The following is a 26,043-nucleotide window of genomic DNA, read 5'->3' as shown; positions in this document are numbered from 1 at the left end:
CGCGGCCGGTTTTTTTGTGTTTGAAAGTGGTGATGGCATGAGCAAGACTTGGCGCCCGGCAACCCAACTGGTCCACGGCGGAACGCTGCGCTCGCAGTATAGCGAGACCTCCGAGGCGATCTATCTCACGCAAGGGTTTGTCTACGACAGCGCGGAAGCCGCCGAGGCGCGCTTCAAGGGCGAGACCGAGGGCTATATCTACGCCCGCTACGGCAGCCCGACCAATGACATGTTCGAAAAGCGCATGTGCGCCATGGAAGGTGCGGAAGAAGCCCGCGCCACCGCATCGGGCATGGCAGCCGTTGCCGCCGCCATCCTCTGCCAGGTGAAGGCCGGCGATCACATCGTTGCCGCCCGCGCGCTCTTCGGTTCCTGCCGCTGGGTTGTCGAAACGCTGGCGCCGAAATACGGCATCGAGTGCACACTGGTCGACGGCCGCCATCTGGAGAACTGGGAAAAGGCGATCCGCCCGAATACCAAGGTGTTCTTCCTGGAAAGCCCAACCAACCCAACCCTCGAAGTGGTCGATATCGCCGGCGTTGCCAAGCTCGCCAACCAGGTCGGCGCCAAGGTTGTGGTCGACAACGTTTTCGCGACGCCGATCTTCCAGAAGCCGCTGGAACTCGGCGCCCATATCGTCGTCTATTCCGCGACCAAGCATATCGACGGCCAGGGCCGCAGCCTCGGCGGCGTGATCCTCTCGGATACGGAGTGGGTCAACGAGCATCTGCAGGACTATTATCGCCACACCGGTCCGGCCATGTCGCCGTTCACGGCGTGGACGCTGCTCAAGGGTCTCGAGACGCTGCCGCTGCGCGTCAAGCAGCAGACCGAGAACGCCGGCAAGATCGCCGACTTCCTGGCCGAGCAGAAGCAGGTCGCCAAGGTGATCTATCCCGGCCGCAAGGACCATCCGCAGGCCGATATCGTCGCTAGCCAAATGAAGGGCGGCTCGACGCTGGTGGCGATCGAACTCAAGGGCGGAAAGGAAGCGGCGTTCGCGCTGCAGAACGCGCTTGAGATCGTCAAGATCTCCAACAATCTCGGCGACGCGAAGAGCCTGATCACGCATCCGGCGACGACCACGCACAAGAACCTGACGGACGAGGCCCGCGCCGAACTCGGCATCTCGCCCGGCACCGTGCGCCTGTCTGCTGGTATCGAGGATACCGACGACCTGATCGAGGATTTCGCGCAGGCGCTCTCCAAGATCAAGGCCTGATCAAGAATAGCCGGTCGGGTCGACATGGCCCGACCGGCATTTAAACGCGCATTCCTGCAATTTACTCGCGCTGAGCGGGAGTTGCATTAGTCTTAACGCGCGAATTTTTCGCGCTTACAGCCAATTGATTGCGGATTCCGGCCTGGTTTATTGACCTGCCGCACCTCTTATAAGATACCAGTAAGGTATTCTTATTATGGTGTAGGCATGTACCGCGCCCTGACACGAGATATTGAAGTGGTGGTCGAGCCCTTTTACCTGGAGGAGCAATCCGACCCGGACGACGACCGCTATGTGTGGGGCTACCGCATCGTCATCAGCAATAATTCCGACCTCACTGTACGCCTCGTCAACCGCTACTGGAACATCACCGATCAGAACGGCGTCGTCGATGAAGTGAGCGGCGCGGGCGTCGTCGGCGAACAGCCGACGCTTAGCCCCGGTGATACCTACGAATATTCATCGGGCTGCCCGCTCGATACGCCATCGGGCCTGATGTTCGGCCACTACCAGATGGAAACCGACAAAGGCGAGGTCTTCCAGGTGGAAATCCCCGCCTTCTCTCTCGATTCACCCGGCCTGCTCAGAGTGCTGAACTAACCTTTGTCTTGTCGCATGTCGGTGCCGCAAAACCGCTGCGCCCTTTTGCGCGACATGCTTCAGGTTACTCAGCCGCCTGCGCGAGCTCTTCGGCCTCGAAACGATAGGTCGTCGAGCAGAATTCGCAGGTGACCGCGATCTTGCCCTCTTCCTGGCTCGCCTCGATCTCCTCGGCGGAGAAGCCCTTCAGCACGCCCTTGATCTTCTCGCGCGAGCAAGAGCAGCGATCGAACACCTCGCGCGGCTCGTAAACGCGCACGCCGCGCTCGTGGAACAGCCGGAACAGCAGGCGCTCGACGCCGACCTGCGGATCCGTCAGCTCATCGGCGTCGATGGTCTCCACCAGCGAACGCGCTTCGGCCCAGGCATCGTCTTCCGCATGCTGGACGGTACCTTCATCGCCATCGCCGCCGTGCAGGTCGGCCTGGCGCATGCGCTCGGGCGCTTCCGGCAGGAACTGGGCAACGAGGCCCCCTGCCCGCCAGCGATGACGCGGCTTACCCGCTTCGTCGCGATCCAGCAGTTCGGCGGCAGCGAGGCGCACGCGCGTCGGGATCTGCTCCGACTGGCGGAAGTAGGTGCCGGCAATGTCTTCCAGCGTGGCGCCGTCGAGCGCGACGATGCCCTGGTAAGGCTGGCTGAACTTGCCCTGGTCGATGGTGAACGCCAGCATGCCCTTGCCGAGCAGCTGCTCGGGCTCGGCGCGGCCAGCGGCGACCGCCTCGTCCAGAAGCGTCTGGTCGAAGCGGGCATAGGCGCGCACGTTCTCTGGCGTCGAGAAGTCGGCGACAAGCAGATCGACCGGGCCGTCGCTCTTGGTCTGGACCGTGAACTTGCCTTCGAACTTCAGCGACGTGCCAAGCAGCACCGTCAGCGCGATGACCTCGGCCAGCAGGCGGGCGACGGGTGCGGGATAATTGTGGCGATCGAGGATCGCATCCAGCATCGGGCCGAGCTGGACGGCGCGACCGCGCACATCCAGGCCTTCCACCTGAAACGGAACGACATGATCATCACCGGCGAAATCGAATTCGCCGAGGGTGGCTGCAGCTTCTGCCATGGTCTTCTCCTAGTCTGAGGGCAGCGGACGAGCCCGTCCATCCGCCAGCGCGGCCACGGGCCTGTCCGGCCCGATGTGGCCTCCAGTATGGTTCAGATCGCGCCCAGGCACCAAGCAAGAATCGACTTCTGCGCATGAAGACGGTTTTCCGCTTCATCGAAGACCACGGATTGCGGGCCGTCGATCACTTCGTCGGTAACTTCCTCACCACGATGGGCCGGCAGGCAATGCATGAACAATGCATCCTTGTCGGCCTGTGCCATCAAAGCCGAATTGACCTGATAAGGCTGGAAGACGTTGTGACCCCGGGCCCGATGTTCCTGATTCATGGAGACCCAGGTATCGGTCACCACGCAATCGGCGCCGGCGACCGCACGGTCTGCATCATGGCTGAGCATGATCTCGGCGCCCTCATTGCGGGCCCAGTTCAGATAGTGATCCTTCGGCTCGGAACCAAGGGGTACCGCCATGTTCATGCGATAGCCGAAACGGGCAGCGCCCTCGACCAGCGAATGCAGCACGTTGTTGCCATCGCCCATCCAGGCGATCGTCTTGCCCTTGATCGGGCCGCGATGCTCTTCGAAGGTCATGATATCGGCCATGATCTGGCAGGGATGGGTGTCATCCGTCAGGGCGTTGATGACGGGAACCGTCGCGTGTTCGGCGAGCTCCAGCATGCGCGCATGGTCGGTGGTGCGGATCATGATCGCATCGACATAGCGCGACAGGACCTTGGCGGTGTCGCCGATGGTCTCGGCGCGGCCGAGCTGCATTTCGGTGCCCGAAAGGAACAGCGTCTCGCCGCCGAGCTGGCGCATACCGACGTCGAAGGAGACGCGGGTGCGGGTCGAGGGCTTTTCGAAGATCATCGCCAGCATCTTGCCTGCCAGCGGCTTGTCGCCCTGGCCGGCCTTGAAGGCCTGCTTGCGGGTCTTGGCGTCGTCCATGATGACCCTGAGGTCAGAGGAGGTTACCGCGGAGAGATCGAGAAAGTGTTTTGGGGAAGCCATCTGTCTTTAACCTGTTACGCCCGCCATCCGGCAGGGCATTCATCCATTCAAGCCGTCTTCTTTGCCTTGGCGCGCACGCCCTCGGCGGCGCGCTCGAGGCGCGCGAGGCCTTCGCGGGCTTCGTCAGCGGTGACGACGAGCGGGGGCAACAAACGGATGACATTGTCGCCGGCCGGAATGGCCAGCAGGTTGGCAGCGCGGATGGCCTGCAACAGCTCAGTTGACGGAACCGCCGCCTTGACGCCGAGCATCAGGCCTTCGCCGCGGATGTCCTCGATCACATCGGGGAAGCGATCCTTCAGCGATGCAAGGCCCTGACGGAAGACGAGCGCGACGTCGTTGACGTGGCGCAGGAAGCCTTCCTCCAGGATGACATCGAGCACGGCATTGCCGACGGCCATGGCGAGCGGGTTGCCGCCATAGGTCGAACCATGGGTGCCGGCCTTCATGCCGGAAGCCGCTTCAGCCGTTGCCAGGCAGGCGCCGAGCGGGAAGCCGCCGCCGATGCCCTTGGCGACAGCCATGATGTCGGGCGTCACGCCGGACCATTCATGCGCGAAGAGCTTGCCGGTGCGGCCGACGCCGGACTGAACCTCATCGAGGATAAGAAGCAGGCCGTTTTCGTCGCAGAGCTCGCGCAGCGCCTTCATGAATTCCGTGGTTGCCGGGCGGATACCGCCCTCGCCCTGTACCGGCTCAAGCAAGATACCGGCCGTGGCATCGGTGATGGCGGCACGGACGGCTTCGATATCGCCGAAGGGAACCTGGTCAAAACCGGGCATCTTGGGGCCGAAGCCTTCGAGATACTTTTCCTGGCCGCCGGCGGCGATCGTCGCCAACGTGCGGCCGTGGAAGGCGCCTTCGAAGGTGATGATGTGGAAGCGCTCGGGATGGCCCTTCGAATACTGGTAGCGGCGCGCGGTCTTGATCGCGCATTCCAGCGCCTCGGCGCCGGAATTGGTGAAGAACACCTTATCCGCGAAGGTTGCATCGGTCAGCCGCTTGGCGAAGCGCTCCTGGCCGGGGATCTCGTAAATGTTGGAAAGGTGCCAAACCTTCTCGGCCTGATCCTTCAGCGCGCCGACGACGTGCGGGTGGCTATGGCCAACGGAGGTCACGGCAACGCCCGCGCCGAAATCGAGATATCGCTCGCCAGTTTCGGTGATCAGCCACACGCCCTCTCCTCGCTCGAACCGCAGCGGGGCACGAGAGTAGGTATCATAAAGCGGCGCGGCTTCAGCCATGGCGCGATCTCCTGTCATTCGCTCAACAAAGGCCCGGACTCCGGCTAAAAAGCGGGTGCCCGGAAATGAAAAATGCCGCCTTTCGGCGGCGAGGGGCACTATTGTCTTTTCGCAGTGCGATGTCAACAAAACTGAGCTTTTGTCGCATGCGTCAAGCAAGCATCGGGGCGCCGGCGAGCTATCAACAGCTAATGTTGCAGAAATGACTCTACCACCCAGCAAGTTGGGGAAAACCGAGAAATCGATTCGCCGCGATTCAACCGACTCTTGTCACGGAGTCGCCCTCACTCTAGGTTAAAACTCAATTACTAGACTGCATGCGGCGGAACTAGTCACCAAAATCGAGCAAGCGTTTCTTGGTCCGGACACGTCCGTGCCATGGGTGAAGGATTCTGCCTACACCAACGCAATAAGGCGGAGACAGGGCATGAACTGGACAGACGAGCGCGTTGAAAGACTGAAGAAGCTTTGGGCTGAGGGCCTGAGCGCCAGCCAGATTGCGGCACAACTTGGCGGTGTAAGCCGCAACGCTGTCATCGGCAAGGTCCACCGTCTGAACCTGCCTGGCCGCGCCAAGGCCGGCGGCACGACGACGGCGACCAGAGCGCCGAAGCGCCCGGCGGTTTCGACGCCCCGCCCCGCCAGCAACTTCAATTCCGCACGCATCTCGCCAAGCCGCGCCGTTGCCCGCCCGCAGGGCGCAGTGGCTCTCAAGGAAGAGATGGATATCGATGCGATCGAGGAAGTCCGTTACCGTCCGGCCTCCAACGTTGTCGTTCCGATCTCGCGCCGCCTCGGCCTCACGGAACTGACCGAGCGTACGTGCAAGTGGCCGGTCGGCGATCCGCTGACTGACGATTTCCACTTCTGCGGCTGCGAGTCCCCCGACAACTCGCCATATTGCACCTACCACCAGCGCATGGCCTACCAGCCGGTCAACGAGCGCCGCAAGGCAGCCAACCGGGTCGCATGACCCGGAAAGCCGGATAAGGAACACAAGAAAACGGGCCCTCGCGGGGCCCGTTTTTCGTTGGATCAGATGAAATGGAAGCGCCTTACGCTTCCATCGAATAACCAGCGCCGCGAACGGTGCGGATGACATCCTGCATGTTCGAGAAGTTGAGCGCCTTGCGCAGGCGGCCAACGTGCACGTCGACCGTGCGCTCGTCGACATAGATGTCATGGCCCCAGACGCCATCGAGCAGCTGCGAGCGGGAGAAGACACGGCCTGGCGACGACATCAGGAACTCCAGGAGGCGGAATTCGGTCGGTCCGAGGCGCACTTCGCGGCTCTTGCGGTGAACGCGGTGGGTTTCGCGATCGAGCTCGATATCGCCGCACTTCAGCAGCGAGGAGAGAACTTCCGGCTTGGCACGACGCAGCATCGCCTTGACGCGGGCAACGAGCTCAGGCGTCGAGAACGGCTTGACGACATAATCGTCGGCGCCGGTCGACAGGCCGCGAACGCGTTCACTTTCCTCGCCACGGGCGGTCAGCATGATGATCGGCAGGCGCTCCGTCTCCGGGCGCATGCGCAGGCGACGGCACAGCTCGATGCCGGATACGCCGGGCAGCATCCAATCGAGGATCAACAGGTCCGGCGTGCGTTCCTGCAGCCGGATTTCGGCCTCGTCACCGCGAAGGATGGTATCGACTTCGAAGCCTTCGGCCTCGAGGTTATAGCGAAGAAGCACGCTCAGTGCTTCTTCGTCTTCAACGACTGCTACTCTTGGGATCATTCGTCTCGGTCTCCTGGGGGCGTGGGTCCGGAACGCTTATTCCGTGACCGCGCCGACGGTGTTGGCGGTGTCGTCCTTCGGACGCTCGCCTTCCGGCTGGGCGCCGGTAGCCATGTAGTAGATGGTCTCTGCGATGTTGGTGGCGTGGTCGCCGATGCGCTCGATGTTCTTGGCGCAGAACAGGAGATGCGTGCAGCTGGTGATGTTGCGCGGATCTTCCATCATGTAGGTCAGCATCTCGCGGAACAGCGAGGTGTACATCGCGTCGATTTCCTCGTCGCGCTCGCGGATCGACTTGGCGCGGTCGGCAACGCGGCTGGTGTAGACGTCGAGAACTTCCTTGAGCTGGACGAGCGCCAGTTCGGAGAGATGCTCGAGGCCACGGGCGAGCTTGCGCGGAACGCCAGTGCTCTGAACGGCGATGACGCGCTTGGCGGTGTTCTTGCCGAGATCGCCGACGCGCTCGAGATCGGCCGCGATGCGGATCGAGCCCATGATTTCGCGAAGGTCGGCGGCCATCGGCTGACGGCGGGCGATGGTGATGATCGCCTTTTCGCCAATCTCGCGCTCAGCGTGATCGAGGATCACGTCGTCGGAGATGACCTTCTGGGCGAGCGAAGTGTCGCCGTTGACGAGCGCGCGAACAGCGTCGCCGACCATCTGTTCCGCGAGGCCGCCCATTTCGGAAATGCGGCGCGTCAGGAACTTGAGATCATCGTCATAGGCGGAATAGATATGTGTCGATGCCATGGGGCTTATCCTTGAATGTCCTGAGGTTTACCGGTTTCGGAGATCAACCGAAGCGGCCCATGATGTAATCCTGGGTGCGCGGATCATCCGGGTTGGTGAACATCTTGTCGGTATCGTTCTCCTCGACGAGGTTGCCAAGGTGGAACATGGCGGTGCGCTGCGAAACGCGGGCTGCCTGCTGCATCGAGTGCGTGACGATGACGATCGTGTAGGCTTCGCGCAGCTCGTGGATGAGCTCCTCGACCTTGGCGGTCGCGATCGGGTCGAGCGCCGAGCAGGGTTCGTCCATGAGGATGACTTCGGGGCTGACGGCAATCGCGCGGGCGATGCACAGACGCTGCTGCTGACCACCCGAGAGGCCGGTGCCGCCTTCGTGCACGCGGTCCTTGACCTCGTTCCACAGGCCGGCGCGCTGCAGGCTCTGCTCGACGATGACGTCCATGTCGGCCTTCGCCTTGGCGAGACCGTGGATGCGCGGACCGTAGGCGACGTTTTCGTAGATCGACTTCGGGAACGGGTTCGGCTTCTGGAACACCATGCCGACGCGGGCGCGCAGTTCAACGACGTCGATATCCGGATCGTAGATATCATCGCCATCGAGCGTGATCTTGCCGGTGACGCGGCAATTGTCGATCGTGTCGTTCATGCGGTTCAGGCTGCGCAGGAAGGTGGACTTGCCGCAGCCCGACGGACCGATGAGAGCCGTCACGGTGTTTTCGCGGATGTTCAGCTTCACGTCGAAAAGCGCACGCTTCTCGCCGTAGTAAACCGAGACGTCCTGGCCGATCATTTTATACGGAATGGTATTCATCTTCTGGTCTAGCGCCTTCTCAACTGCTGCTTCCGTCAACATGTTCATGATGTTTACTCCGTTTACCAGCGGCGCTCAAAGCGACGACGCAAGAGGATGGCTCCGAGGTTCATGACGATCAGGAACAGGAGCAGGACGATGATGGCGCCGGACGTGCGCTCGACAAAGGCGCGTTCGGCTTCGTTTGCCCACATGTAAACCTGCACCGGCAGAGCCGTGGAGGGATCCATCGGGGTGGCAGGCGCATTGGCGACGAAGGCGACCATGCCGATCAGGAGCAGCGGCGCGGTTTCACCGAGCGCGTGCGCCAGACCGATGATGGTGCCGGTCAGGATGCCAGGCATTGCCAGCGGCAGAACGTGGTGGAACACCATCTGCATCTTCGAAGCGCCGAGGCCGAGAGCGGCCGCGCGGATCGAGGGAGGCACGGCGCGCAGTGCCGCGCGGGTGGCGATGATGATCGTCGGCAGCGTCATCAGCGTCAGCACCAGACCGCCGACCAGCGACGCGGAGCGCGGCAGGCCTGCGAAGTTGATGAAGACGGCGAGACCGAGCAGACCGTAGACGATCGAGGGAACGGCCGCGAGGTTGTTGATGTTGACCTCGATCAGGTCGGTCAGCTTGTTCTTCGGCGCGAACTCTTCGAGGTAGATCGAAGCGGCGACACCGATCGGCAGCGACAGGGCGAGAACGATCAGCATCAGGTAGAGCGAGCCGATGAGGGCGACGCCGAGACCTGCGGCTTCCGGACGGCTGGAGTTGCCGTTGACGAAGAGGCCGGTGTTGAACTCCTTGTGGAGCGTGCCGCTGGCGGCCATCTGCTGCATCCAGCCGACCTGGCGGTCGTTGACCTTACGGTTCTTCTCGTCAACCGTCAGGTCGATCTGGCCCTTGTTGGCCGAGTCGACGTTGGCGTCTGCGAGGAGCGTGACGTTGACCGTCTTGCCGATCAGCGACGGATCGGCAACGACCATGTCGCGGAGCACGATCGGCGCGCCCTTGGAGATCATCGCGGTGGCGTCGCGGACTTCAGGACGGCTCTGAGCATTGATGCCGAGCGTCTTGACCATGGCGTCGCGGATGAGCACCGGATAGTTGGCGGCGATCAGCACCGACGGGTCGGTGGCGCGCTTGTTGTTGGGGTCGAGCACCTTTTCGGAAAACTCGATCGGCAGGGTGATCGAGGTCTGCGCGAAGGCCGTGTAGCCCTGACGGATGACCGTCGTGAGCAGGATGGCCAGGAAGATCAGACCGAAGGAGATGGCAGCGATGCCATAGGCCTGGAAGCGGCGTTCGGCGGCGTAGCGACGCTTGATGCCGATGTCGCGGCGGGCCGGCGCCTTGGAGACGACGACGCCCTGTCCGGAGGATACAACGTCCGTCATTCGTACTGCTCCCGGTATTTGCGCACAATGAAGAGCGCGTAGATGTTAAGGCAAAGCGTGATGAAGAACAGCGTGATGCCAAGCGCGAAGGCAACCAGCGTCTGCGGCGAGGTGAACTCAAGGTCACCCGTCAACTGGTTGACGATCTTGACCGTCACCGTCGTCATCGGCTCGAAGGGGTTGATCTGGATGCGGGCTGCAACACCGGCCGCAAGCACGACGATCATGGTCTCGCCGATGGCGCGCGAGGCGGTCATCAGCAGAGCGCCGACGATGCCCGGCAGGGCGGCGGGGAGAACGACCTTCTTGATCGTTTCCGAACGCGTGGCACCAAGACCGAGCGAACCGTCACGCAGAGCGCGTGGCACGGCGGTGATGATGTCGTCGGACAGCGAGGAGACGTATGGGATCAGCATGATGCCCATGACGATACCGGCGGTCAGAACGCTCTGTGCCTGGATGAAGTTGCTGTAATCGCCGGTCAGAAGGCCGTTCACCTGGGACGAGAGGTCGCGCAGGAAGGGGCCGACGGTGACGAGGGCGAAGAAGCCGTAGACGATGGTCGGGATACCGGCCAGGACTTCGAGCAGCGGCTTGGCGATGCCGCGAACCTTGGGAGCCGCGTATTCCGCCATGTAGATGGCCGCGAAGAGACCGACCGGAACGGCGACCAGCATGGCGACGAAGCCGATGTAGAGCGTGCCGAGCAGCAGCGGGATCAGGCCGAACTGGCCGAAGGACGAGCTGCCGGCGCCGGCAAAGCGCGGATCCCAGACGGTGCCGAAGAAGAAGTCGGCGGCCGGAACTTCAGCGAAGAAGTGCGCGGCCTCCGTCAACATCGACATGACGATGCCGACGGTGGTCAGGATAGCGATGGAGGATGCGAGCAGCAGACCCCAGAGCATGACGCGCTCGACGCGGTTGCGGGCCCGGAAACGGGGAGCGACTTCGCGCAGCGCATAGAAGCCACCGGCGACGCCGAGCGCGATAACGACCAGCGTCATGATCAAGCGGCTGATACCGCTTTCGGTGTTCAGCTTCTGAGCGCCTTCGATCATGTAAGGCTGCGGTACGCCGGCGAGCGGAACGCCCTTGGCGGCGAGCTTGGCCTGGAGACCGGCGGGATCGCCGACGCCTGCGGCAACGTCTTCGCTTGCGAGCTGAGGCAAACCGCGGGCGATGGCGCTGACCATGCCGTAGTTCAGGTTCTGCTGAGCCGCAGACTGAGCCTTGACGTCTTCGGGAAAGCCGCCGCGAACGGAGGATTCGATAATGGAGGGGCTGATCGCAAGCCAGGCGCACAAAACGATGAGCGCAGGCAGGATAGCCCAGATTGCGGCATAGGCACCGTAGTAGCCAGGCCGGGAGTGCAGCGCCGAGGATTTACCTCCGGCAAGCACCGTCGCGCGGCTGCGTGCTGCCACAAAGGCAACCGCGCCAAGCACAACGAGGCACAAGAGTAAGACGGATGTACTCATTCGTTAAGGTCCCCCAGGCCCTCGGCCCCCAAGAGCGAAACGGCGCTTCGGCCATCTCGGCTTCCAATCATGGAGTAGTTCAGCTTCACCGCCCCCTTAGAGCGGACAAAGGCGATGCCGGCGCGACCCTTTGGATCGCGCCGGCAAAGTTTATTACATGGTCTTGCCGTCTTCGACTGCCTTGCGGGTCGCTTCGCGCTCAGCGTCCGGAGCAGCAACCAGGCCGTACTCGACGAGCGGGCTGTCAGGGCCAACCATCTGGTCGGATACGAAGAAGTTTACGTATTCCTTCAGGCCCGGGATAACGCCCAGGTGAGCCTTCTTCACGTAGAAGAACAGCGGACGGGAAACCGGATAGGTGCCGTCAGCGATCGTTTCCGGGTTCGGAACGATACCCTTGACGGTAGCGACCTTCAGCTTGTCAGCGTTGTTTTCGTAGAAGGAGAGGCCGAATACGCCAACGCCGGTCTTGTTGGCAGCGATGCGTGCCAGCGTTTCCGGATAGTCGCCGTCGATGTCGACTGCAGCGCCGTCCTTACGAACTGCAACGCAAGCCTTGCTCTGGGCAGCCTTGTCAGCGATTTCCTTGGAGATCACGTCGAGGGCGCCGCTATCCTTGCAGCCAGCAGCGAGAACGTTCAGTTCGAACACTTCGCGGGTGCCGTGCTTTTCGCCTGGGATGTAGGCAGCGATATCAACAGCCGGGAGCTTCGAGTTGACTTCAGACCACTTCTTGTAGGGGTTTGCGACGAGCTTGCCGTCGACAACAACCTGAGCAGCGAGAGCCTTGTAGAGGTCGGCCGGCTCGTAAGCGACGTCAGGGTTGGACGAGTCGGTTGCGAAGACGATGCCGTCGTAGCCGATCTTGACTTCCTGGATGTCGGTAACGCCAGCGGTCTTGCAGGCTTCCAGTTCCTTGGCGTTGATCGGACGCGAAGCGTTGGCAACGTCGATCGTATCAGGGCCTACGCCCTTGCAGAATTCCTTGAGGCCAGCGCCCGTACCACCGGATTCAACGACCGGCGTCTTGAAGTCCTTGAAGGTTTCGCCGAAGGTTTCGGCAACGATCTTGGCGTAAGGCAGAACGGTGGACGAACCACTGACCTGGACCTGGTCGCGAGCAACAGCCGCGCCTGCGAAAGCGGCGGAAGCAGCAAGTGCAGCGACCGTGAGTTTAAAAGCGTTCATAATAGTCTCCCGGGCTTATAACTGTCTGGGTGGGGCCTGAACGGCCCTTTGACGGTGCCGTCTCTGTCAGCGGCACGCATTCTTTAGCCTCTGATGACAAGAGCTTTTATGTCAGTTCAGTGAAACATTTATGACAGTCTATGCAATTGAAATTCATAGATAAAATCATGACCCACAAAGACCGGACGGCCTTTTATGTCAAAACCGGACGGTAAAGCTCGTTCCCTTGCCGACCTCGGACTTGACGATCAGGCGGGCGCGGTGGCGCGTGAGGATGTGCTTGACGATGGCAAGCCCAAGGCCGGTGCCCTTCTTGGAGCGGCTATCCTCGATGCTGACGCGATAGAAGCGCTCCGTCAGGCGTGGCACGTGTTCGGCCGGGATACCCGGCCCCTTGTCGACGACGGTGACCTCGACGGGTCCGCTGGGGCCATTCTTCAGGAAGACCTCAACTAGTTTGCCTTCCTGGCCATACTTGCAGGCGTTTTCGATCAGGTTTTCAAACACCTGGACAAGCTCGTCGCGATCGCCCGCCACCTCGGCTCGGCCTTCCGGCAGGTGCAGCTGGATATCGACGCCGACATCATTGGCAAGAGGCAGAAGCGCATCCCGGACATGGCCGAGCAGAGGGACGAGATCCACCTTCTCATCCGGCGCGATATGCGACTTCAACTCCAGACGTGACAGGGACAAGAGGTCGTCGACCAAGCGGCTCATGCGCGTGGTCTGGTCGAACATGATGCCGAGGAAGCGTTCCTGCGCCTTGAAATCGCTTTTCGCCGGCCCCTGGATGGTTTCGATGAAGCCGCGCAACGAAGCGAGCGGCGTGCGCAGCTCGTGGCTGGCGTTGGCCACGAAATCCGAGCGCATGCGATCGATGCGGCGCACTTCCGATATGTCGCGGAAGGACAGGACAAACAGGCGCTCGCTTGCGCCATGGTTGGCACCGCCGACGGCGCCGAGCTCGACCGGCGAGCTGCGGACAATATAGACGCGCTCTGACGGCAGGCGTTCGGAGTGCTCGATCTGGTTCGGCGCGTTGGTGACGATGGTTTCGCGAACCATGTCGAGAATGCCTGGCGAGCGAAGGCGCGCCGAGATATGCGCACCGATGACCATCTCTCCGAAGGCTTTTTCAGCGGCGCGGTTCTGAAACAGCACGGAAGCATCGCCAGCCAGCACCATGACGGGAATGTCGAGCGCCGAAAGCGTCGCCGACACCTCGGGCAGAAGACTGCGCGCGGCCGGCTCTTCGATCTCGGACGCCGGCGGGGACGAGGCGACCCGGGGGCGCGGCTCGGACGAACACATGATGGCAAGCAGCATGATCGCCAGCAAGCCGAGCACGCCCCAGCCGTTCATGCCAGCGGTCACCGCAATGAAGGCAATCGCCAGTGCGACGAGAAGCACGAAGCTCTCCCGACGGAGCTTCGCCGCCAGTTTGGCCGTCCATGGCGTTTGCTGTTCCAAGTGCCCCTCGCGACGTCGATTCGTTCTTCGTTGGCTATCAAACTTCGCCTGATAGCGCTCTTTCATGACAGAATTTTACCGATGCCGCCAGCAAACCGACAATGCACCCCGACTGCGCACATAATTTTTACCGATGACGAGAGGTTTGATTTTCAAAAGGAAATATGTTCGCCTTGGCGGCTACGCACATACCGAGGAGGATCGCCATGTCGGAAGACGTCGAAAGCAGAGCAGTCGAACTGGATATCAGGGGCAAGAAGCGCGTCTTCGACGTGGACGATCCGGTGCTGCCCGACTGGGTGGACGAGGAGGCGCTGAAATCGGGCGACTTTCCCTATAACAAGAAGCTCAAGGAAGAAGAGTATCTTGAAGAGCTGAAGGCGCTTCAGATCGAGCTGGTGAAGGTGCAGTTCTGGCTGCAGGCGACCGGCAAGCGCGTGATGGCGCTGTTCGAAGGCCGCGACGCCGCCGGCAAGGGCGGCGCGATTTCCGCGTCTTCCGCGCACATGAACCCTCGCCTTGCACGCGTGGTGGCGCTGACCAAGCCCACCGACCGCGAGGCCGGGCAATGGTATTTCCAGCGCTACATCGCGCAGTTTCCGACGGCGGGCGAGTTCGTGCTCTTCGACCGCTCCTGGTACAACCGCGCCGGCGTCGAGCCGATCATGGGCTTCTGCACGCCGAAGCAATATGAGGATTTTCTCGCGCAGGCGCCGCAGATCGAGAAGGTGATCAGCCACGAGGGCATCTTCTTCTTCAAGTTCTACCTGGATATCGGCCGCGAGATGCAGCTGAAGCGGTTTCATGACCGCCGCCATGATCCCCGAAAGGTGTGGAAGCTGTCGTCGATGGATATCGCGGCGCTGACCAAGTGGGACGACTACAGTGAAAAGCGCGACCGGATGCTGAAGGAAACGCACACGGAATTCGCGCCCTGGACCGTGGTGCACGCCAACGACAAGCGCCGCGCCCGATTGAACCTAATCCGCCACATACTGAAGACCATCGATTACGACGGCAAGGACAAGGACGCTATCGGCAAGCTCGACGACAAGATCATCGGCCAGGGGCCGAAGTTCCTGAAGTGATCGTGGCCAAGCGTACTAACTGAGCGGGCTGCCGACCGCCTTATTGGCCGGGCAGGATGCGCACGGCGTAGAGGTTGATGCCCCTCGCCTTGCCGTCCACGTCGCTGTTGATCAAAAGCGTGCCGGCCGAGGTCGGCGCGAGCGAGCGATCGAAGCGAACCTGCAGGAGAACGTCCGACTTCTCGCGGTTGACCGTGAAGCGGTGACGGGCGCAATCGCCGAGCGACTGGAAATCGCATTCGACGGTGATCTGCGTGGGCTCATCGGAGGTCGATTGCAAAGTGACGGCGATCGTCGAGGATTTGCCGGCGAGTTGCTGCAGGATATCGGGCGGAACCGTAATTCCGACATTACCATCGGCGCCGGCGCTTTGCGAGGTGAGGCGGACCGCCGGACCATCGTTTTCGGCAATGCTCTCGACGCGCGACTGCGGACCTTTGACGATCTTGTTGGCATCCGACGGCTTGAAGATTTCGAGCCAGGCGGCGGAGAAGGAATTCTGCGGATCGATGACCGGCGCCTGGCTGGCGTCGCTGTCGGCCGTGTGATTGTCACTCGCGCCGTTGAAATCCTCCGGCGCGGTCGTGGCGGGCGGATTGGCGACGCTGGTATCGCGCTCGGCCGCCGTCATCAGCAGGCCTGATGTGTGCGCCCACCAGGCGCCCATGCCGATGAAGGCGAGCAGGACGCACCAGACGAGCAGACGCGAGAAGAACTTGCGCGGCTTGCGCCGGGCGACGGCGCGCTCGGGCCGGAAATCCATGTTGGCCGGCTTTTTCTCGGCCACGAAGGGTTCGGGAGCGGCCGCCAGATGATCGGCATCGCCGGCATGCAGGCCACCGAGGCCGGAGTCCTCTTCGTAGCGATTGTCGGCAACCATGACGTCAGGCGCCGGCGCGCGCGTTTCGCCGCCGATGGTGGGGCTGTCGAAATCGTCAGGCGCGCGAGGCGGTGGTGGTGGCGGGATATCGACCACCGGCGGCACCGGCACTTCGGGCGGCCCCTGGCGCGGGTGAAGGCGCTGTCGCTCCTCCGCCTCGATCATGTGGATCGTCGTTTCCAGGCGGTGGCGATGATGGGCAATCGCGTTGGTATCGGTGACGTCCTGCTTGCGCAGGCCGGCTTCCAGCGCCTGGCGCGCGGATTGATAGATCTTGGCTCGGACTTCGGGATTGTCGCGATCGGCATTGTCTAGCGCCGTTCTGATAGCCGTTTCTAATCCGCTCACGTCCGGTCCTTCGTGCTGATGACAGGCGTCATATGCTTAACAATATGCAACTGCGGTAGCGGCTGAGGCCGCAAACCGCAAGGCTGAGGCTGCCGACGGCGCCCGTTCAATAGGGGATAATACCGAAAGGCAGGCCTTTTTATAGAGCAACCGATGTTGGCGGAACCGCGACACGGTCTTTTCCTGGCGAAAACTCTCTGCTATCACATTGACGTTTTCGTAAACGTCAATTCTTCACGGTGACCCATGGCCCTGCCCTCGATCCTGACGCGAAACCTCAGACTGCCCGTGGTGGCCTCTCCGCTGTTCATCATTTCGCACCCGGCGCTGACGCTGGCGCAGTGCAAGGCGGGCGTGATCGGCGCGTTCCCGGCGCTCAACGCGCGGCCGGAGAGCCAGCTCGACGAATGGCTTGCGATGATGACCGAGGATCTCGCAGCGTACGACGCCGCCAATCCGGACCGGCCGGCCGCACCCTTCGCCGTCAACCAGATCGTCCACACGTCGAACAAGCGGCTGGAGCACGACCTGATGCTCTGTGTCAAATACAAGGTGCCGATCGTCATCTCCTCGCTCGGCGCGGTGCCCGAGGTGAACGCCGCCGTGCATTCCTATGGCGGCATCGTGCTGCATGACGTGATCAACAACCGGCACGCCAACTCGGCGATCCGCAAGGGCGCCGACGGGTTGATCGCGGTGGCGGCGGGTGCCGGCGGCCATGCGGGAACGCTCTCGCCGTTCGCGCTGGTGCAGGAGATCCGCGAATGGTTCGACGGCCCGCTTCTGCTTGCCGGCGCGATCGCCAATGGCGGCGCGATCCTGGCGGCGCAGGCGATGGGCGCCGACATGGCCTATATCGGAAGCCCCTTCATCGCCACCGACGAGGCGCGCGCCTCCGACGCCTACAAGCAGGCGATCGTCGAAGGCGCATCCGGCGATATCGTCTATTCCAACTACTTCACCGGCGTCGCCGGCAACTACCTGAAACCTTCAGTCAAGGCCGTTGGCCTCGACCCCGACAACCTGCCGGTCGCCGACGCCTCGAAGATGGATTTCGAACAGGCCGTGGGCGGCGCCAAGGCCTGGAAGGACATATGGGGCAGCGGCCAGGGCATCGGTGCCATCAAGGCCGTCGAACCCGTCGAGGCGCTCGTGGACCGCATGAAAAAGGAATATGACGCGGCGCGCGGCCGACTGGCGCTCCCCTCGCCGGCTTGAACGGCGCGGGGCATGTTTCCACAGCCGCGTTCTTTTTTGCCAAAGACGTGACAGGGCGCTTGAAATCTTCCGGCAATGCCTGTATCAGCGCCATGCAAATCGCGGGCCGAACACAAATCACCCGCCGGATTGCCGCTTTAGCTCAGGTGGTAGAGCACATCATTCGTAATGATGGGGTCGCAGGTTCGAGTCCTGCAAGCGGCACCATTTTTCTCTATGCCAACGTCAGATAGATATTACAGATCAGTCCTGTGACATAGATGACAAGCCCGTTCCACACGGGTTGCCATTGGTTTGCGGTGTTATCCGTTCGAGATCAGTATATCCGAGATCATAGCGGAGGAAGCTGACGAGCCAAATGGCTATGCCTTAGGTCGGAAGGAATAGCCGGCTAATTATTTAGCGAAACAGGCTTTGAATGAAGCTTGGCGTTGCATTCGCGATAGACAAGACTTGAATGGATAGCTGCTGTTGCGTCTGAAGGGCGGACAACCGCGAGGATTCTTCTTCCATGTCCGCGTCAACCAGCCGACCAACGCCGCTATCTATACTATCCATGAACCTGCTGGCAAAGTCGGTTTGCATCTCGATACCCTTCTGCAACGATCCGAGGACCGACGCCGCCGAAGTGATATCGCGCGTCACAATTTCGATGTAGCTGGTATACACGCCGACCATATCCGGGTTTGATGCGATATCGATGTCCATGAAGTTCAGGTCGGGCAGTGGCTCAATGCTCACGGAGATGTTGGTAAAGCCAATGGCTGTCTTGTAACCGGCTAGGCGATCGACGTCTTTGTCTGAGCGGACGGATATCGTGTTGCCGCCTGTGTTCTCGATGATCACGTCGGGCCAATCGCTGCTCATCAGCGATTGGAGCAGTGTCACCATCTCATCCGCAGTCTCGACCTTGCCGGTATCCTTGCCTAGCAGTTCGTTCACATAGGCTCGATCGAATGAATAGCTCTTGCGCGCGGCACCGTTGACGCCGAACGAAAAGCTCACCTCGACACCAGCTGGATTTTCACCATCCTTGTAGAGCGTGAACGGTTCAAAATTCAAATCATCCCAGGAACCGCGAGTACCCCAGTCGAAACTGTTGCCCAGCCCACCTGATCCAACGTTTTCGGTGAAATCGCTAATTTCGACATATGAACCAGCGAGGCCGGAGCGTTCCGTGGTCTGGATCCCTATCGCATCGACTTCGGGAATGTAACGTTGCAGGGGGGAACTCCAGACAGTGTATCCGTGCGCCACGGCGTCGACATTCTCTTGGCTCAGAGCATGTCCGATCACACCCATGTAATCGGTGTAGGTTGAAATCACACCGTTGAGGCTGGCTTTGTAGCCGTCGACCGTCGCTCGATTGATGGTCACTTGTTTTGTCGTACCGGCATTCAACGGCGCATCGACGTTGGCGGGATTGTCGGCGTCAACGGTCACCTTGAATGAGATCTGGTCCGCCGGGTCATCAAAGGTTATCGGGCCATCGAAATAGAATTTGACGTCGCCGGCAACGCCGTGGTTGGTGTTGGTCGTATCCATCCAGATCAGACCGTCATTGTCCATGTAGGTGTCGTAGTCCCTGATGCCGCCAAGCGTTCGCATCTTGCGCGAATCGGCCTCCAGAAGCCCGCCACCGTTGCTGTTAAAGAGCGCTATCTCGCCAAGATGGACCTCGCCGGTGGTTACCGACACATCGCCGGAAGCCGAACGTACAAAAGCCGTCGGTACGTTTACGACATCAAGCTCGGGGTCCTTTATATCCTCGACGTCGGCGCTGAGCCAATTCTGCCCACTGAAGGTTGCCGACTTCGAAATACCCAGGACCTGTTGCTTCAGTTGATCGAGCTCGTCCTGGATTTTCGTCTTGTCCACACCGTCCTCCGCAGCCGCCACGAGCTTGGCCTTAAACCGACCGAGCACCTCTACGACGGAATCCAGCCCCGCATAGGCGGTGTCGATCTTGGCAGCGGCAAGGCCCAACGCATCATGCACGGCCGACACGGCCGACCGGTCCGAGCGCATGGTCGTGGCGATCGACCAGTAAGCCGCGTTGTCGGCCGCCGTGGCGACACGCAGGCCGGTGGCGACGTGGTTTTGGGTGTCTTGCATCCCTGAGTTGATGGAGCGAAGTGTCTGAAGCGCAGCGACGGCTGACACGTTGGTAAGCAACGACGACATAAAAGGCCTCTAAATAAAACCTTGAATTAAAACGAAGAGCGTTACGACTGATTCTTACAGCCTATGGGTGCCAAACTAAGAAATTCGCGGTTAATAAAGTATGGATGTGATTAGCTAAATCTGATGAAAATGGCACAACTCGGGAGTTGTTCTTACGGCACTTGCGTAGAATTTCGCAAAAGCCGCGCTAACAAGTAGTTCACAAGAGCTTCTCAGATATTTCCGATAAAAAAACTTGGGAACTGAACCTGACAACAAGAATGCAGCCAGCGGAAAATATTGCGCGTCAGAACATAATTCGCTCTCACGATTTTGAGCTCTCATGCGCACCGTAAAGTGATGCGCCAAACGGCCACATCCCCAGAATTCGCGATACCGCGACGCATTGATGTCGCATATGAGTGCGATCGTCCTGAAACGTGATGGCGGTCGCGTTTGGATTGGGCGGGCCGTGTCATGAGGGGTCTGAGGCACGGCCCGCAACGCAACTGGGGAGAGCGCACATGTGGGATATCCTGACGATCTTGGGCATCTTCGGCCTGCTCTTCCTGGGGCGTGAGGCGCAGATCGTTTTTGCGAAGGCGCGCGCTTCCGGATGGAATGATTTTCCCCGGCGCTAAGCCGCTTGCGATCGAGCTTGCTCAGATCAGCCGAGACGAATGGCGCGGCAAGCGGTGCCTGCTCCCATTGCCTGATGCCAGCCTGCGAACCTCATCCGAATGAGCGAAGTGCAAGGCGGGGCGCGGGGTGGTAGGTTGAGCTGTCTCGTTGGTATTGCGTTATCGATTGTATTGAGTTCGCGAGACGTGGCCCGCCTTGAGCGGGCTTTTTTTCGCCTGCATGGTGCCGCACGGCACTATTTCGCGAGTGTTTCCCCGTCGGCCGAAGTCTGCGGCAAAGACTGCAGCAAGGTCTGGCGCGCGGAGCGCAGGTGCACCCTGCAGGCGGCGTCGATCGCGGCGGGATCGCCTGCTTCAAGGGCTGCGATATAATCCAGATGCTCGTGGATGGCGCGTTCGTTGCGCTGGCGGGCGAAGGCCTTGTTCCACTGGTAGTGATAGTGGAAGACGATGGCGATGGCGTCGTAGAAATCGGCGATGAAGCGGTTCTTCGCGGCACCATGGATCAGCAAATGGAAGCGCTCGTCGAGGGCTGAGAATTCCTTGTAGCGACCGTCGAGATCATCGAGCAGGGCGTGGTGCTCGGCCTTGATCTCCGCCAGCGCGCGCCAGGCCTCGTTATCCTGAGGCAGCCGGCCGAATTCGGCGGCGGAGTGGAGTTCGAACATCTCGCGCACTTCGGCAAGCTCCAGCGCGAATTCGCGGGTAAAACCCTTCAATATCCAGTGGCTGTTCGGCCGCTTCTCGATCAGCCCGAAACGCGAGAAGCGGATCAGGAACTCGCGTACGCTGGTCGTGCCGGTGCCGATGTCGCGGGCGAGTTCCAGCTCGTTGATCTGCGTGCCGGGGGCTGCATCGTCCGACAGGATGCGCTGCATGAAGCTGCGCTCGATGATGTTGTGCAGGGAATCGGTTTCTTCCGAGGGAAAGAGATCGGCCTCAGTCGGCGTGCGCAACACCACCTTCTGGCGCTTGTTCCAGCTGATGATGCCTTCCTCATCGAGCCGGGTCAGGATGGCGCGGGCGGTGCTGCGGCTGATGCCGAGCTTGGCGGCAATATCGGGCTCGGACGGCAGGGTCTCGTCGGCGCGCAGGGCCGCGACATAGCGATTATACGCTTCCTTGAAGACCGTGTTTTGCCGCGCCATGCACACCCCGCCTTGTTGCCCTGCGGCACACGGCGAAAGCCCGCGAATGGCGGGCGCCGGCGCGTGGCAGGAGCTTATCTCTCGGCGATCCTTATCTTATTTTGGATCGTCCGCGGCTGTTTGCCTCCCTCGTCCACAGGATCAATAATCCCGTTGACTTGAAAATGTTTATTGTAGATAAAAAACAAAAGCAATGCGCATTCGCCGATGCAGCGAGTGTTTCCCTAGGGAGAAGATCGTTGAAGAAAGAGCCTTGGATCATCCTGTCATCAGGCGACAATGTCGCGGTGGCCACGGCCCCGATCGCCGCCGGCGAGACGGTGGCAGGGATAACGACACTGGAGAAGATCGACCCCGGCCACAAGATCGCGCTGACAGACATCGCGCTCGGTCAGCCGGTGGTGAAGTACGGGCAGGCGATCGGGCGCACGACATCAGACGTCAAGGCCGGCCAGCACATCCATAGCCAGAACCTGCATTTCGAAAACGACCGCCTGGCCGCCACCGCCAATTCGGCGCCGGAAGAAGCGAGTCCGGCCGACCGCGCGCGCACCTTCATGGGCTACAAGCGCGCCGACGGGCGCTCGGCGACACGCAACTATATCGGCATCATCGCCAGCGTGAACTGTTCCACCACGGTCTGTCGCGCCATCGCCGACCAGGCCAACCGCACCATCCTGCCGCATTACGAGGGCATCGACGGTTTCGTGCCGATCGTGCATGACCAGGGCTGCGGCATGAGCTCGACGGGCGACGGCATGGCCGTTCTGCACCGGACACTTGCCGGCTATACGAGGCATGTGAATTTCGGCGGCGTGCTGATGATCGGGCTCGGTTGCGAGGTCAACCAGCTGACGCTCTACGGCCAGAGCGGGGCCGGCAATTCCAAGCGTCATTTCAACATTCAGGATGCCGGCGGATCGCGTCGCGCCGTCGAACGTGCCATGGGCATGCTGAAGGAAATCGCCGACGATGTCGGGCGCGAGCGGCGCGTGCCGCTGCCGATCAGCGATATCATCATCGGCATGCAGTGCGGCGGTTCCGACGGCTTCTCGGGCATCACCGCCAATCCGGCGCTTGGTGTCGCGGCCGATCTTCTGGCTGCTGCCGGCGGCACGGCGATCCTGTCGGAGACCTCCGAGATCTATGGCGCCGAGCATTTGCTTCGCAGCCGCGCGGTCAGCGAAGAGGTCGCCCGCAAGCTCGACGAGAAGATCGTCTGGTGGGAGAAATATGTGGCGATGCACGGCGCCTCGCTCGACAACAACCCCTCGCCCGGCAACAAGCGCGGCGGGCTGACCACCATCCTGGAAAAGTCGCTCGGCGCTGTCGCCAAGGGCGGGCGTTCGCCGCTGACGGCGGTTTATGGCTATGCCGAACGGGTGACCGCGCCCGGCCTCGTCTTCATGGACACGCCCGGCTACGATCCCGTCTCGGCCACCGGCCAGGTCGCGGGTGGAGCCAACATGATCGCGTTTACCACCGGCCGCGGCAGTTGCTTCGGCTGTCGCCCGGCACCATCGATCAAGCTCTCCAGCAATTCGGCGCTCTATGCCTCGATGGAAGAGGACATGGACATCGACTGCGGCACGATCGCCAGCGGCGATGCGACGATATCAGGCAAGGGGCGCGAGATCTTCGATCTGATCATCGATACGGCCTCGGGCAAGAAGACCAAGAGCGAGGAGTTCGGCTACGGCGATAACGAATTCGTGCCTTGGCATCTCGGAGCAACGCTTTAATCAATAACATCGACAGTCTTCAGGGAGGAATGATGAAGACGAGGAGGATCGGCCGGACCGAGCTTGAGGTGACCGAAGTGAGCTTCGGCGCCGCAGCCCTTGGCGGCCTCTACCGCGCCTGCCCGCGCGAACAGGCAATGCAAACGCTCGACGCGGCATGGGATAGCGGCATCCGCTATTTCGACGTAGCGCCCTGGTATGGATTGGGGCTCGGCGAGCGCCACGTCGGCGATTTCCTGCGCGGCAAACCGGAAAGCGAATGGGTGCTCTCCACCAAGGTCGGGCGGCTGCTGCGCCCGGTGCCGACGGGGACGGTTCCCGACTATTCCTACGTCGATCCGCTCTCCTTCGATGCCGATTACGACTACTCCTATGACGGCATCATGCGCTCGGTCGAATTCAGCTACGCACGGCTGGGGCTGAACCGGATCGATATCCTCTATGTCCACGATATCGGCGGCTATACGCATGGCGCGGCGAAGAATGCCGTCTATCTCAAGCAGTTCCTCGATACCGGTATCAAGGCGCTGGAAGAACTGAAGACATCGGGCGCGATCAAGGCCTTCGGGCTTGGCGTCAACGAGGTGCCCGTCTGCCTCGACGTGATGCGCAATGCCGATATCGACTGTATCCTGATGGCCGGGCGCTACACGCTGCTCGACCGATCGGCTGAAGCCGAACTGCTACCGCTCTGCCGCAAGAAGGGGACGTCGCTTGTGGTCGGCGGCGTCTTCAACTCCGGTATTCTCGCGACCGGTGCGGTGGCGGGGTCGAATTTCGACTATATGCCGGCGACCGAAGAGGTGCTCGCCAAGGTGCGCGGCATGGAAGCGGTCGCAGCCAAGAATGGTGTCGCGCTCGCCGCGCCGGCGCTGCAGTTCGCGCTGCGCGACCCGCTCGTCTCGTCGGTGCTGATCGGCACCGGCAAGGCATCCAGCGTGACGCGCAACATGGACCTGTTCTCACCGATTTTGCCGGAGACGATCTATCCGGAATTCGATAGCTTCACCCTCGTTGCGCCGCCACTCGGCGACGATGCTGTTCGCGTTTAAGGAAAAACAGAATGCTTAAAGGAATTCATCCCGTCCTCAGCCCCGACCTGTTGTGCGCCATCGCGCGCATGGGCCATGGGGACGAGATCGTCATCGCCGACGCCAACTTCCCGTCTTTTTCCATGGGCCCGGAAATGATCCGTGCCGATGGCGTCAGTGCCACGACCATGGCGGAAGCGATCCTGACGCATATGCCGCTCGATACGTTTGTGCCGGAATCGGCCTGGGTCATGGAAGTGGTGGGCGATCCGACCGCCGTGCCCGAAGTTTGCAAAGAATTTCAGACCATTGTGTCCAAGCGCGCAGGCGATTTCGGCATTTCGACGCTTGAGCGTTTTGCCTTCTACGAGCGGTCTCGCAAGGCAGCCTATATCGTCGCGACCACCGAGTTTCGGCTCTATGGCAACATCATCCTGAAGAAAGGCGTCGTGCTGCCGGAAGAGGTATTCTGGGGGTAAGGATAGAAACGGAATAAACGTTCCGTATTGACATTCACGCGGAACCTATGTTTCATAAATCGAACTCGATACCTTTTCGGCCGGATGTCTTGGAGGGACGTCTGGCCTTAGAGGAAAAGGCAACGAGACTGGGAATGGGGAGTTGCCGGCGCCTAGGTGCCGGCGGCTCGATCGATAAGCGAGTGCAGGACCGGTCCGGAAGGAGCCAAAGGGCTTACCCGGCGCCGTCTTGCAAACAAGGCAGGCCTCGGCTAGCTTCGACCTCGTAAATGTTTTTTATCGATAAAAGTCTCTCGTTCGCGTTCGCGAGAGATTTCCTGGAGGAAGAACGCACTTGGAGGAGAACCAACATGCGCATGAAGTCCATTCTTTCGCGTCGCACCTTTACCGCTCTCGCGGGCGCCGCCGTCATGGCGACAGCCGTGCCGATGCCGTCCTTTGCGGCAGACGTGACCATTCCGATTATCGTCAAGGACACCACGTCCTTCTACTGGCAGATCGTGCTGGCCGGTGCCCGCAAGGCAGGCCAGGATCTCGGCGTCAAGGTGCCGGAGCTTGGCGCACAGGCCGAGTCCGACGTGAACGGCCAGATCAGCATTCTTGAGAACGCCGTTGCCGGCAAGCCGGCCGCGATCGTCATCTCGCCGACCGAATTCAAGGCGCTGGGCAAGCCGATCGATGAAGCCGCCAAGTCCGTTCCGATCATCGGTATCGACTCCGGCGCGGATTCGAAGGCCTTCAAGTCGTTCCTCACCACCGATAACGTTCAGGGCGGCCGCATCGCAGCCGACGGCCTGGCCGCGGCGATCAAGGAAATGACCGGCAAGGAAGAAGGCGAAGTCGTCATCTTGACCAACCTGCCCGGCGTCGGCTCGCTCGAGCAGCGCCGCGAAGGCTTCCTCGATCAGCTGAAGACGAAGCATCCGGGCCTGAAGCTTATCGCCGACAAGTATGGTGACGGCCAGGCAACGACCGGCCTCAACATGATGACCGACCTGATCACCGCCAACCCGAACCTCGTGGGTGTGTTCGCTTCGAACCTCATCCTCGGCCAGGGCGTCGGCCAGGCGATCGCCGAAAACAAGCTCGGCGACAAGATCAAGGTCATCGCGTTTGACAGCGACGACAAGACGGTCGGCTTCCTGAAGGACGGCTCGCTTGCCGGCCTCGTGGTGCAGGATCCCTATCGCATGGGCTATGACGGCGTGAAGACCGCGCTTGCTGTATCCAAGGGCGAAAAGGTCGAGGAGAACGTCGATACCGGCGCCAACCTCGTAACCAAGGCCAACATGAGCGACCCGAAGATCGACGCTCTCTTGAACCCGAAGATCAAGTAACGACCTGACGA

The 26,043-nt window shown here is 61.2% G+C and carries 22 protein-coding genes, 1 tRNA gene and 1 pseudogene; 10 read left to right on the top strand and 14 right to left on the bottom strand.

The window, feature by feature from the left end:
• Positions 1–37: 37 nt before the first annotated feature.
• Together D460_RS0109520 and apaG are read left to right on the top strand one after the other, a co-directional pair.
• The gene (locus tag D460_RS0109520; protein ID WP_018898313.1) at positions 38–1,222 is read left to right on the top strand and encodes an O-succinylhomoserine sulfhydrylase; all 1,185 of its coding nucleotides are present in this window, start codon (positions 38–40) and stop codon (positions 1,220–1,222) included.
• A 207-nt stretch (positions 1,223–1,429) separates the two neighbouring features.
• Positions 1,430–1,822, top strand: a complete 393-nt coding sequence (apaG, locus tag D460_RS0109515) for a Co2+/Mg2+ efflux protein ApaG (protein WP_026282968.1) — start codon at positions 1,430–1,432, stop codon at positions 1,820–1,822.
• Between the two features lie 64 nt (positions 1,823–1,886).
• Here apaG and D460_RS0109510 read toward each other — a convergent pair whose 3' ends face one another.
• The 3 genes from D460_RS0109510 to D460_RS0109500 form a co-directional block, all read right to left on the bottom strand.
• Positions 1,887–2,882 (bottom strand): Hsp33 family molecular chaperone, encoded by a 996-nt coding sequence (locus tag D460_RS0109510; RefSeq protein ID WP_018898311.1) that lies wholly within the window; start codon positions 2,880–2,882, stop codon positions 1,887–1,889.
• A 92-nt stretch (positions 2,883–2,974) separates the two neighbouring features.
• Positions 2,975–3,892, bottom strand: coding sequence for an ornithine carbamoyltransferase (argF, locus tag D460_RS0109505; RefSeq protein WP_026282967.1), 918 nt, complete (start codon positions 3,890–3,892; stop codon positions 2,975–2,977).
• 47 nt (positions 3,893–3,939) lie between these two features.
• Positions 3,940–5,136, bottom strand: coding sequence for an aspartate aminotransferase family protein (locus D460_RS0109500; protein WP_018898309.1), 1,197 nt, complete (start codon positions 5,134–5,136; stop codon positions 3,940–3,942).
• Positions 5,137–5,563: 427 nt separating this feature from the next.
• On the opposite strand from D460_RS0109500, the gene D460_RS0109495 reads away from it, so the two are divergent.
• On the top strand, positions 5,564–6,109 hold the full coding sequence (locus D460_RS0109495; RefSeq protein WP_018898308.1) for a GcrA family cell cycle regulator: 546 nt from the start codon (positions 5,564–5,566) through the stop codon (positions 6,107–6,109).
• An 82-nt stretch (positions 6,110–6,191) separates the two neighbouring features.
• On the opposite strand, the gene phoB is transcribed toward D460_RS0109495, so the two are convergent.
• From phoB to phoR, 7 genes are all read right to left on the bottom strand, one after another.
• Complete coding sequence (gene phoB, locus D460_RS0109490; RefSeq protein ID WP_018898307.1) at positions 6,192–6,875, bottom strand: phosphate regulon transcriptional regulator PhoB; 684 nt, start codon at positions 6,873–6,875, stop codon at positions 6,192–6,194.
• A gap of 36 nt (positions 6,876–6,911) precedes the next feature.
• Positions 6,912–7,625: a phosphate signaling complex protein PhoU gene (gene phoU, locus D460_RS0109485; RefSeq protein ID WP_018898306.1), complete on the bottom strand. Its 714-nt coding sequence runs from the start codon at positions 7,623–7,625 to the stop codon at positions 6,912–6,914.
• Between the two features lie 43 nt (positions 7,626–7,668).
• Positions 7,669–8,484 carry a phosphate ABC transporter ATP-binding protein PstB gene (pstB, locus tag D460_RS0109480; RefSeq protein ID WP_018898305.1) on the bottom strand — a complete coding sequence of 272 codons (816 nt, stop codon included), beginning with the start codon at positions 8,482–8,484 and terminating at the stop codon, positions 7,669–7,671.
• Between the two features lie 14 nt (positions 8,485–8,498).
• A complete protein-coding gene (gene pstA, locus D460_RS0109475) occupies positions 8,499–9,821 on the bottom strand; it encodes a phosphate ABC transporter permease PstA (RefSeq protein ID WP_018898304.1) in 1,323 nt (440 codons plus the stop codon).
• Positions 9,818–11,299 (bottom strand): phosphate ABC transporter permease subunit PstC, encoded by a 1,482-nt coding sequence (gene pstC, locus D460_RS0109470; protein ID WP_026282966.1) that lies wholly within the window; start codon positions 11,297–11,299, stop codon positions 9,818–9,820. Before pstC ends, pstA begins: the two co-directional genes overlap by 4 nt.
• Before the next feature lie 153 nt (positions 11,300–11,452).
• Positions 11,453–12,487 (bottom strand): substrate-binding domain-containing protein, encoded by a 1,035-nt coding sequence (locus tag D460_RS0109465; protein WP_018898302.1) that lies wholly within the window; start codon positions 12,485–12,487, stop codon positions 11,453–11,455.
• A 198-nt stretch (positions 12,488–12,685) separates the two neighbouring features.
• Positions 12,686–13,957, bottom strand: coding sequence for a phosphate regulon sensor histidine kinase PhoR (phoR, locus tag D460_RS0109460; protein ID WP_018898301.1), 1,272 nt, complete (start codon positions 13,955–13,957; stop codon positions 12,686–12,688).
• Positions 13,958–14,163: 206 nt separating this feature from the next.
• Here phoR and ppk2 point away from each other — a divergent pair, with 206 nt between their 5' ends.
• On the top strand, positions 14,164–15,045 hold the full coding sequence (ppk2, locus tag D460_RS0109455) for a polyphosphate kinase 2 (protein ID WP_018898300.1): 882 nt from the start codon (positions 14,164–14,166) through the stop codon (positions 15,043–15,045).
• A gap of 40 nt (positions 15,046–15,085) precedes the next feature.
• Here ppk2 and D460_RS0109450 read toward each other — a convergent pair whose 3' ends face one another.
• Complete coding sequence (locus D460_RS0109450; protein ID WP_018898299.1) at positions 15,086–16,273, bottom strand: hypothetical protein; 1,188 nt, start codon at positions 16,271–16,273, stop codon at positions 15,086–15,088.
• 246 nt (positions 16,274–16,519) lie between these two features.
• Here D460_RS0109450 and D460_RS0109445 point away from each other — a divergent pair, with 246 nt between their 5' ends.
• The gene (locus tag D460_RS0109445) at positions 16,520–17,491 is read left to right on the top strand and encodes a nitronate monooxygenase family protein (RefSeq protein WP_018898298.1); all 972 of its coding nucleotides are present in this window, start codon (positions 16,520–16,522) and stop codon (positions 17,489–17,491) included.
• Between the two features lie 131 nt (positions 17,492–17,622).
• Positions 17,623–17,698 (top strand) — tRNA-Thr (locus D460_RS0109440).
• 192 nt (positions 17,699–17,890) lie between these two features.
• On the opposite strand, the gene D460_RS36725 is transcribed toward D460_RS0109440, so the two are convergent.
• From D460_RS36725 to D460_RS0109425, 3 genes and pseudogenes are all read right to left on the bottom strand, one after another.
• The gene (locus D460_RS36725; protein WP_280741328.1) at positions 17,891–18,199 is read right to left on the bottom strand and encodes a flagellin; all 309 of its coding nucleotides are present in this window, start codon (positions 18,197–18,199) and stop codon (positions 17,891–17,893) included.
• Between the two features lie 1,080 nt (positions 18,200–19,279).
• A pseudogene (locus D460_RS36720) lies at positions 19,280–19,675 on the bottom strand (flagellin/flagellar hook associated protein); the annotation flags it as partial.
• 856 nt (positions 19,676–20,531) lie between these two features.
• On the bottom strand, positions 20,532–21,443 hold the full coding sequence (locus D460_RS0109425; protein ID WP_018898295.1) for a GntR family transcriptional regulator: 912 nt from the start codon (positions 21,441–21,443) through the stop codon (positions 20,532–20,534).
• Between the two features lie 239 nt (positions 21,444–21,682).
• Here D460_RS0109425 and D460_RS0109420 point away from each other — a divergent pair, with 239 nt between their 5' ends.
• From D460_RS0109420 to D460_RS0109405, 4 genes are all read left to right on the top strand, one after another.
• On the top strand, positions 21,683–23,185 hold the full coding sequence (locus D460_RS0109420) for an altronate dehydratase family protein (RefSeq protein ID WP_018898293.1): 1,503 nt from the start codon (positions 21,683–21,685) through the stop codon (positions 23,183–23,185).
• A 32-nt stretch (positions 23,186–23,217) separates the two neighbouring features.
• Positions 23,218–24,237, top strand: coding sequence for an aldo/keto reductase (locus D460_RS0109415; protein WP_018898292.1), 1,020 nt, complete (start codon positions 23,218–23,220; stop codon positions 24,235–24,237).
• Positions 24,238–24,248: 11 nt separating this feature from the next.
• Positions 24,249–24,695 carry an RbsD/FucU domain-containing protein gene (locus D460_RS0109410; protein WP_018898291.1) on the top strand — a complete coding sequence of 149 codons (447 nt, stop codon included), beginning with the start codon at positions 24,249–24,251 and terminating at the stop codon, positions 24,693–24,695.
• A gap of 350 nt (positions 24,696–25,045) precedes the next feature.
• On the top strand, positions 25,046–26,032 hold the full coding sequence (locus tag D460_RS0109405; protein ID WP_018898290.1) for an ABC transporter substrate-binding protein: 987 nt from the start codon (positions 25,046–25,048) through the stop codon (positions 26,030–26,032).
• The last annotated feature ends 11 nt before the right edge of the window (positions 26,033–26,043 follow it).

Origin of the sequence: Rhizobium sp. 2MFCol3.1 (genome assembly GCF_000377565.1) — a bacterium.
Taxonomy (GTDB): Bacteria; Pseudomonadota; Alphaproteobacteria; order Rhizobiales; family Rhizobiaceae; genus Rhizobium.
This window is presented reverse-complemented; position numbering and strand designations above follow the sequence as displayed.

Bases quoted from the DNA above. Each gene is read 5' to 3' on its own strand.
- D460_RS0109520 (WP_018898313.1), top strand. From the start codon at position 38: ATGAGCAAGACTTGGCGCCCGGCAACCCAACTGGTCCACGGCGGAACG.
- apaG (WP_026282968.1), top strand. From the start codon at position 1,430: ATGTACCGCGCCCTGACACGAGATATTGAAGTGGTGGTCGAGCCCTTT.
- D460_RS0109510 (WP_018898311.1), bottom strand. From the start codon at position 2,882: ATGGCAGAAGCTGCAGCCACCCTCGGCGAATTCGATTTCGCCGGTGAT.
- argF (WP_026282967.1), bottom strand. From the start codon at position 3,892: ATGGCTTCCCCAAAACACTTTCTCGATCTCTCCGCGGTAACCTCCTCT.
- D460_RS0109500 (WP_018898309.1), bottom strand. From the start codon at position 5,136: ATGGCTGAAGCCGCGCCGCTTTATGATACCTACTCTCGTGCCCCGCTG.
- D460_RS0109495 (WP_018898308.1), top strand. From the start codon at position 5,564: ATGAACTGGACAGACGAGCGCGTTGAAAGACTGAAGAAGCTTTGGGCT.
- phoB (WP_018898307.1), bottom strand. From the start codon at position 6,875: ATGATCCCAAGAGTAGCAGTCGTTGAAGACGAAGAAGCACTGAGCGTG.
- phoU (WP_018898306.1), bottom strand. From the start codon at position 7,625: ATGGCATCGACACATATCTATTCCGCCTATGACGATGATCTCAAGTTC.
- pstB (WP_018898305.1), bottom strand. From the start codon at position 8,484: ATGAACATGTTGACGGAAGCAGCAGTTGAGAAGGCGCTAGACCAGAAG.
- pstA (WP_018898304.1), bottom strand. From the start codon at position 9,821: ATGACGGACGTTGTATCCTCCGGACAGGGCGTCGTCGTCTCCAAGGCG.
- pstC (WP_026282966.1), bottom strand. From the start codon at position 11,299: ATGAGTACATCCGTCTTACTCTTGTGCCTCGTTGTGCTTGGCGCGGTT.
- D460_RS0109465 (WP_018898302.1), bottom strand. From the start codon at position 12,487: ATGAACGCTTTTAAACTCACGGTCGCTGCACTTGCTGCTTCCGCCGCT.
- ppk2 (WP_018898300.1), top strand. From the start codon at position 14,164: ATGTCGGAAGACGTCGAAAGCAGAGCAGTCGAACTGGATATCAGGGGC.
- D460_RS0109445 (WP_018898298.1), top strand. From the start codon at position 16,520: ATGGCCCTGCCCTCGATCCTGACGCGAAACCTCAGACTGCCCGTGGTG.
- D460_RS36725 (WP_280741328.1), bottom strand. From the start codon at position 18,199: ATGGACATCGATATCGCATCAAACCCGGATATGGTCGGCGTGTATACC.
- D460_RS0109425 (WP_018898295.1), bottom strand. From the start codon at position 21,443: ATGGCGCGGCAAAACACGGTCTTCAAGGAAGCGTATAATCGCTATGTC.
- D460_RS0109415 (WP_018898292.1), top strand. From the start codon at position 23,218: ATGAAGACGAGGAGGATCGGCCGGACCGAGCTTGAGGTGACCGAAGTG.
- D460_RS0109410 (WP_018898291.1), top strand. From the start codon at position 24,249: ATGCTTAAAGGAATTCATCCCGTCCTCAGCCCCGACCTGTTGTGCGCC.
- D460_RS0109405 (WP_018898290.1), top strand. From the start codon at position 25,046: ATGCGCATGAAGTCCATTCTTTCGCGTCGCACCTTTACCGCTCTCGCG.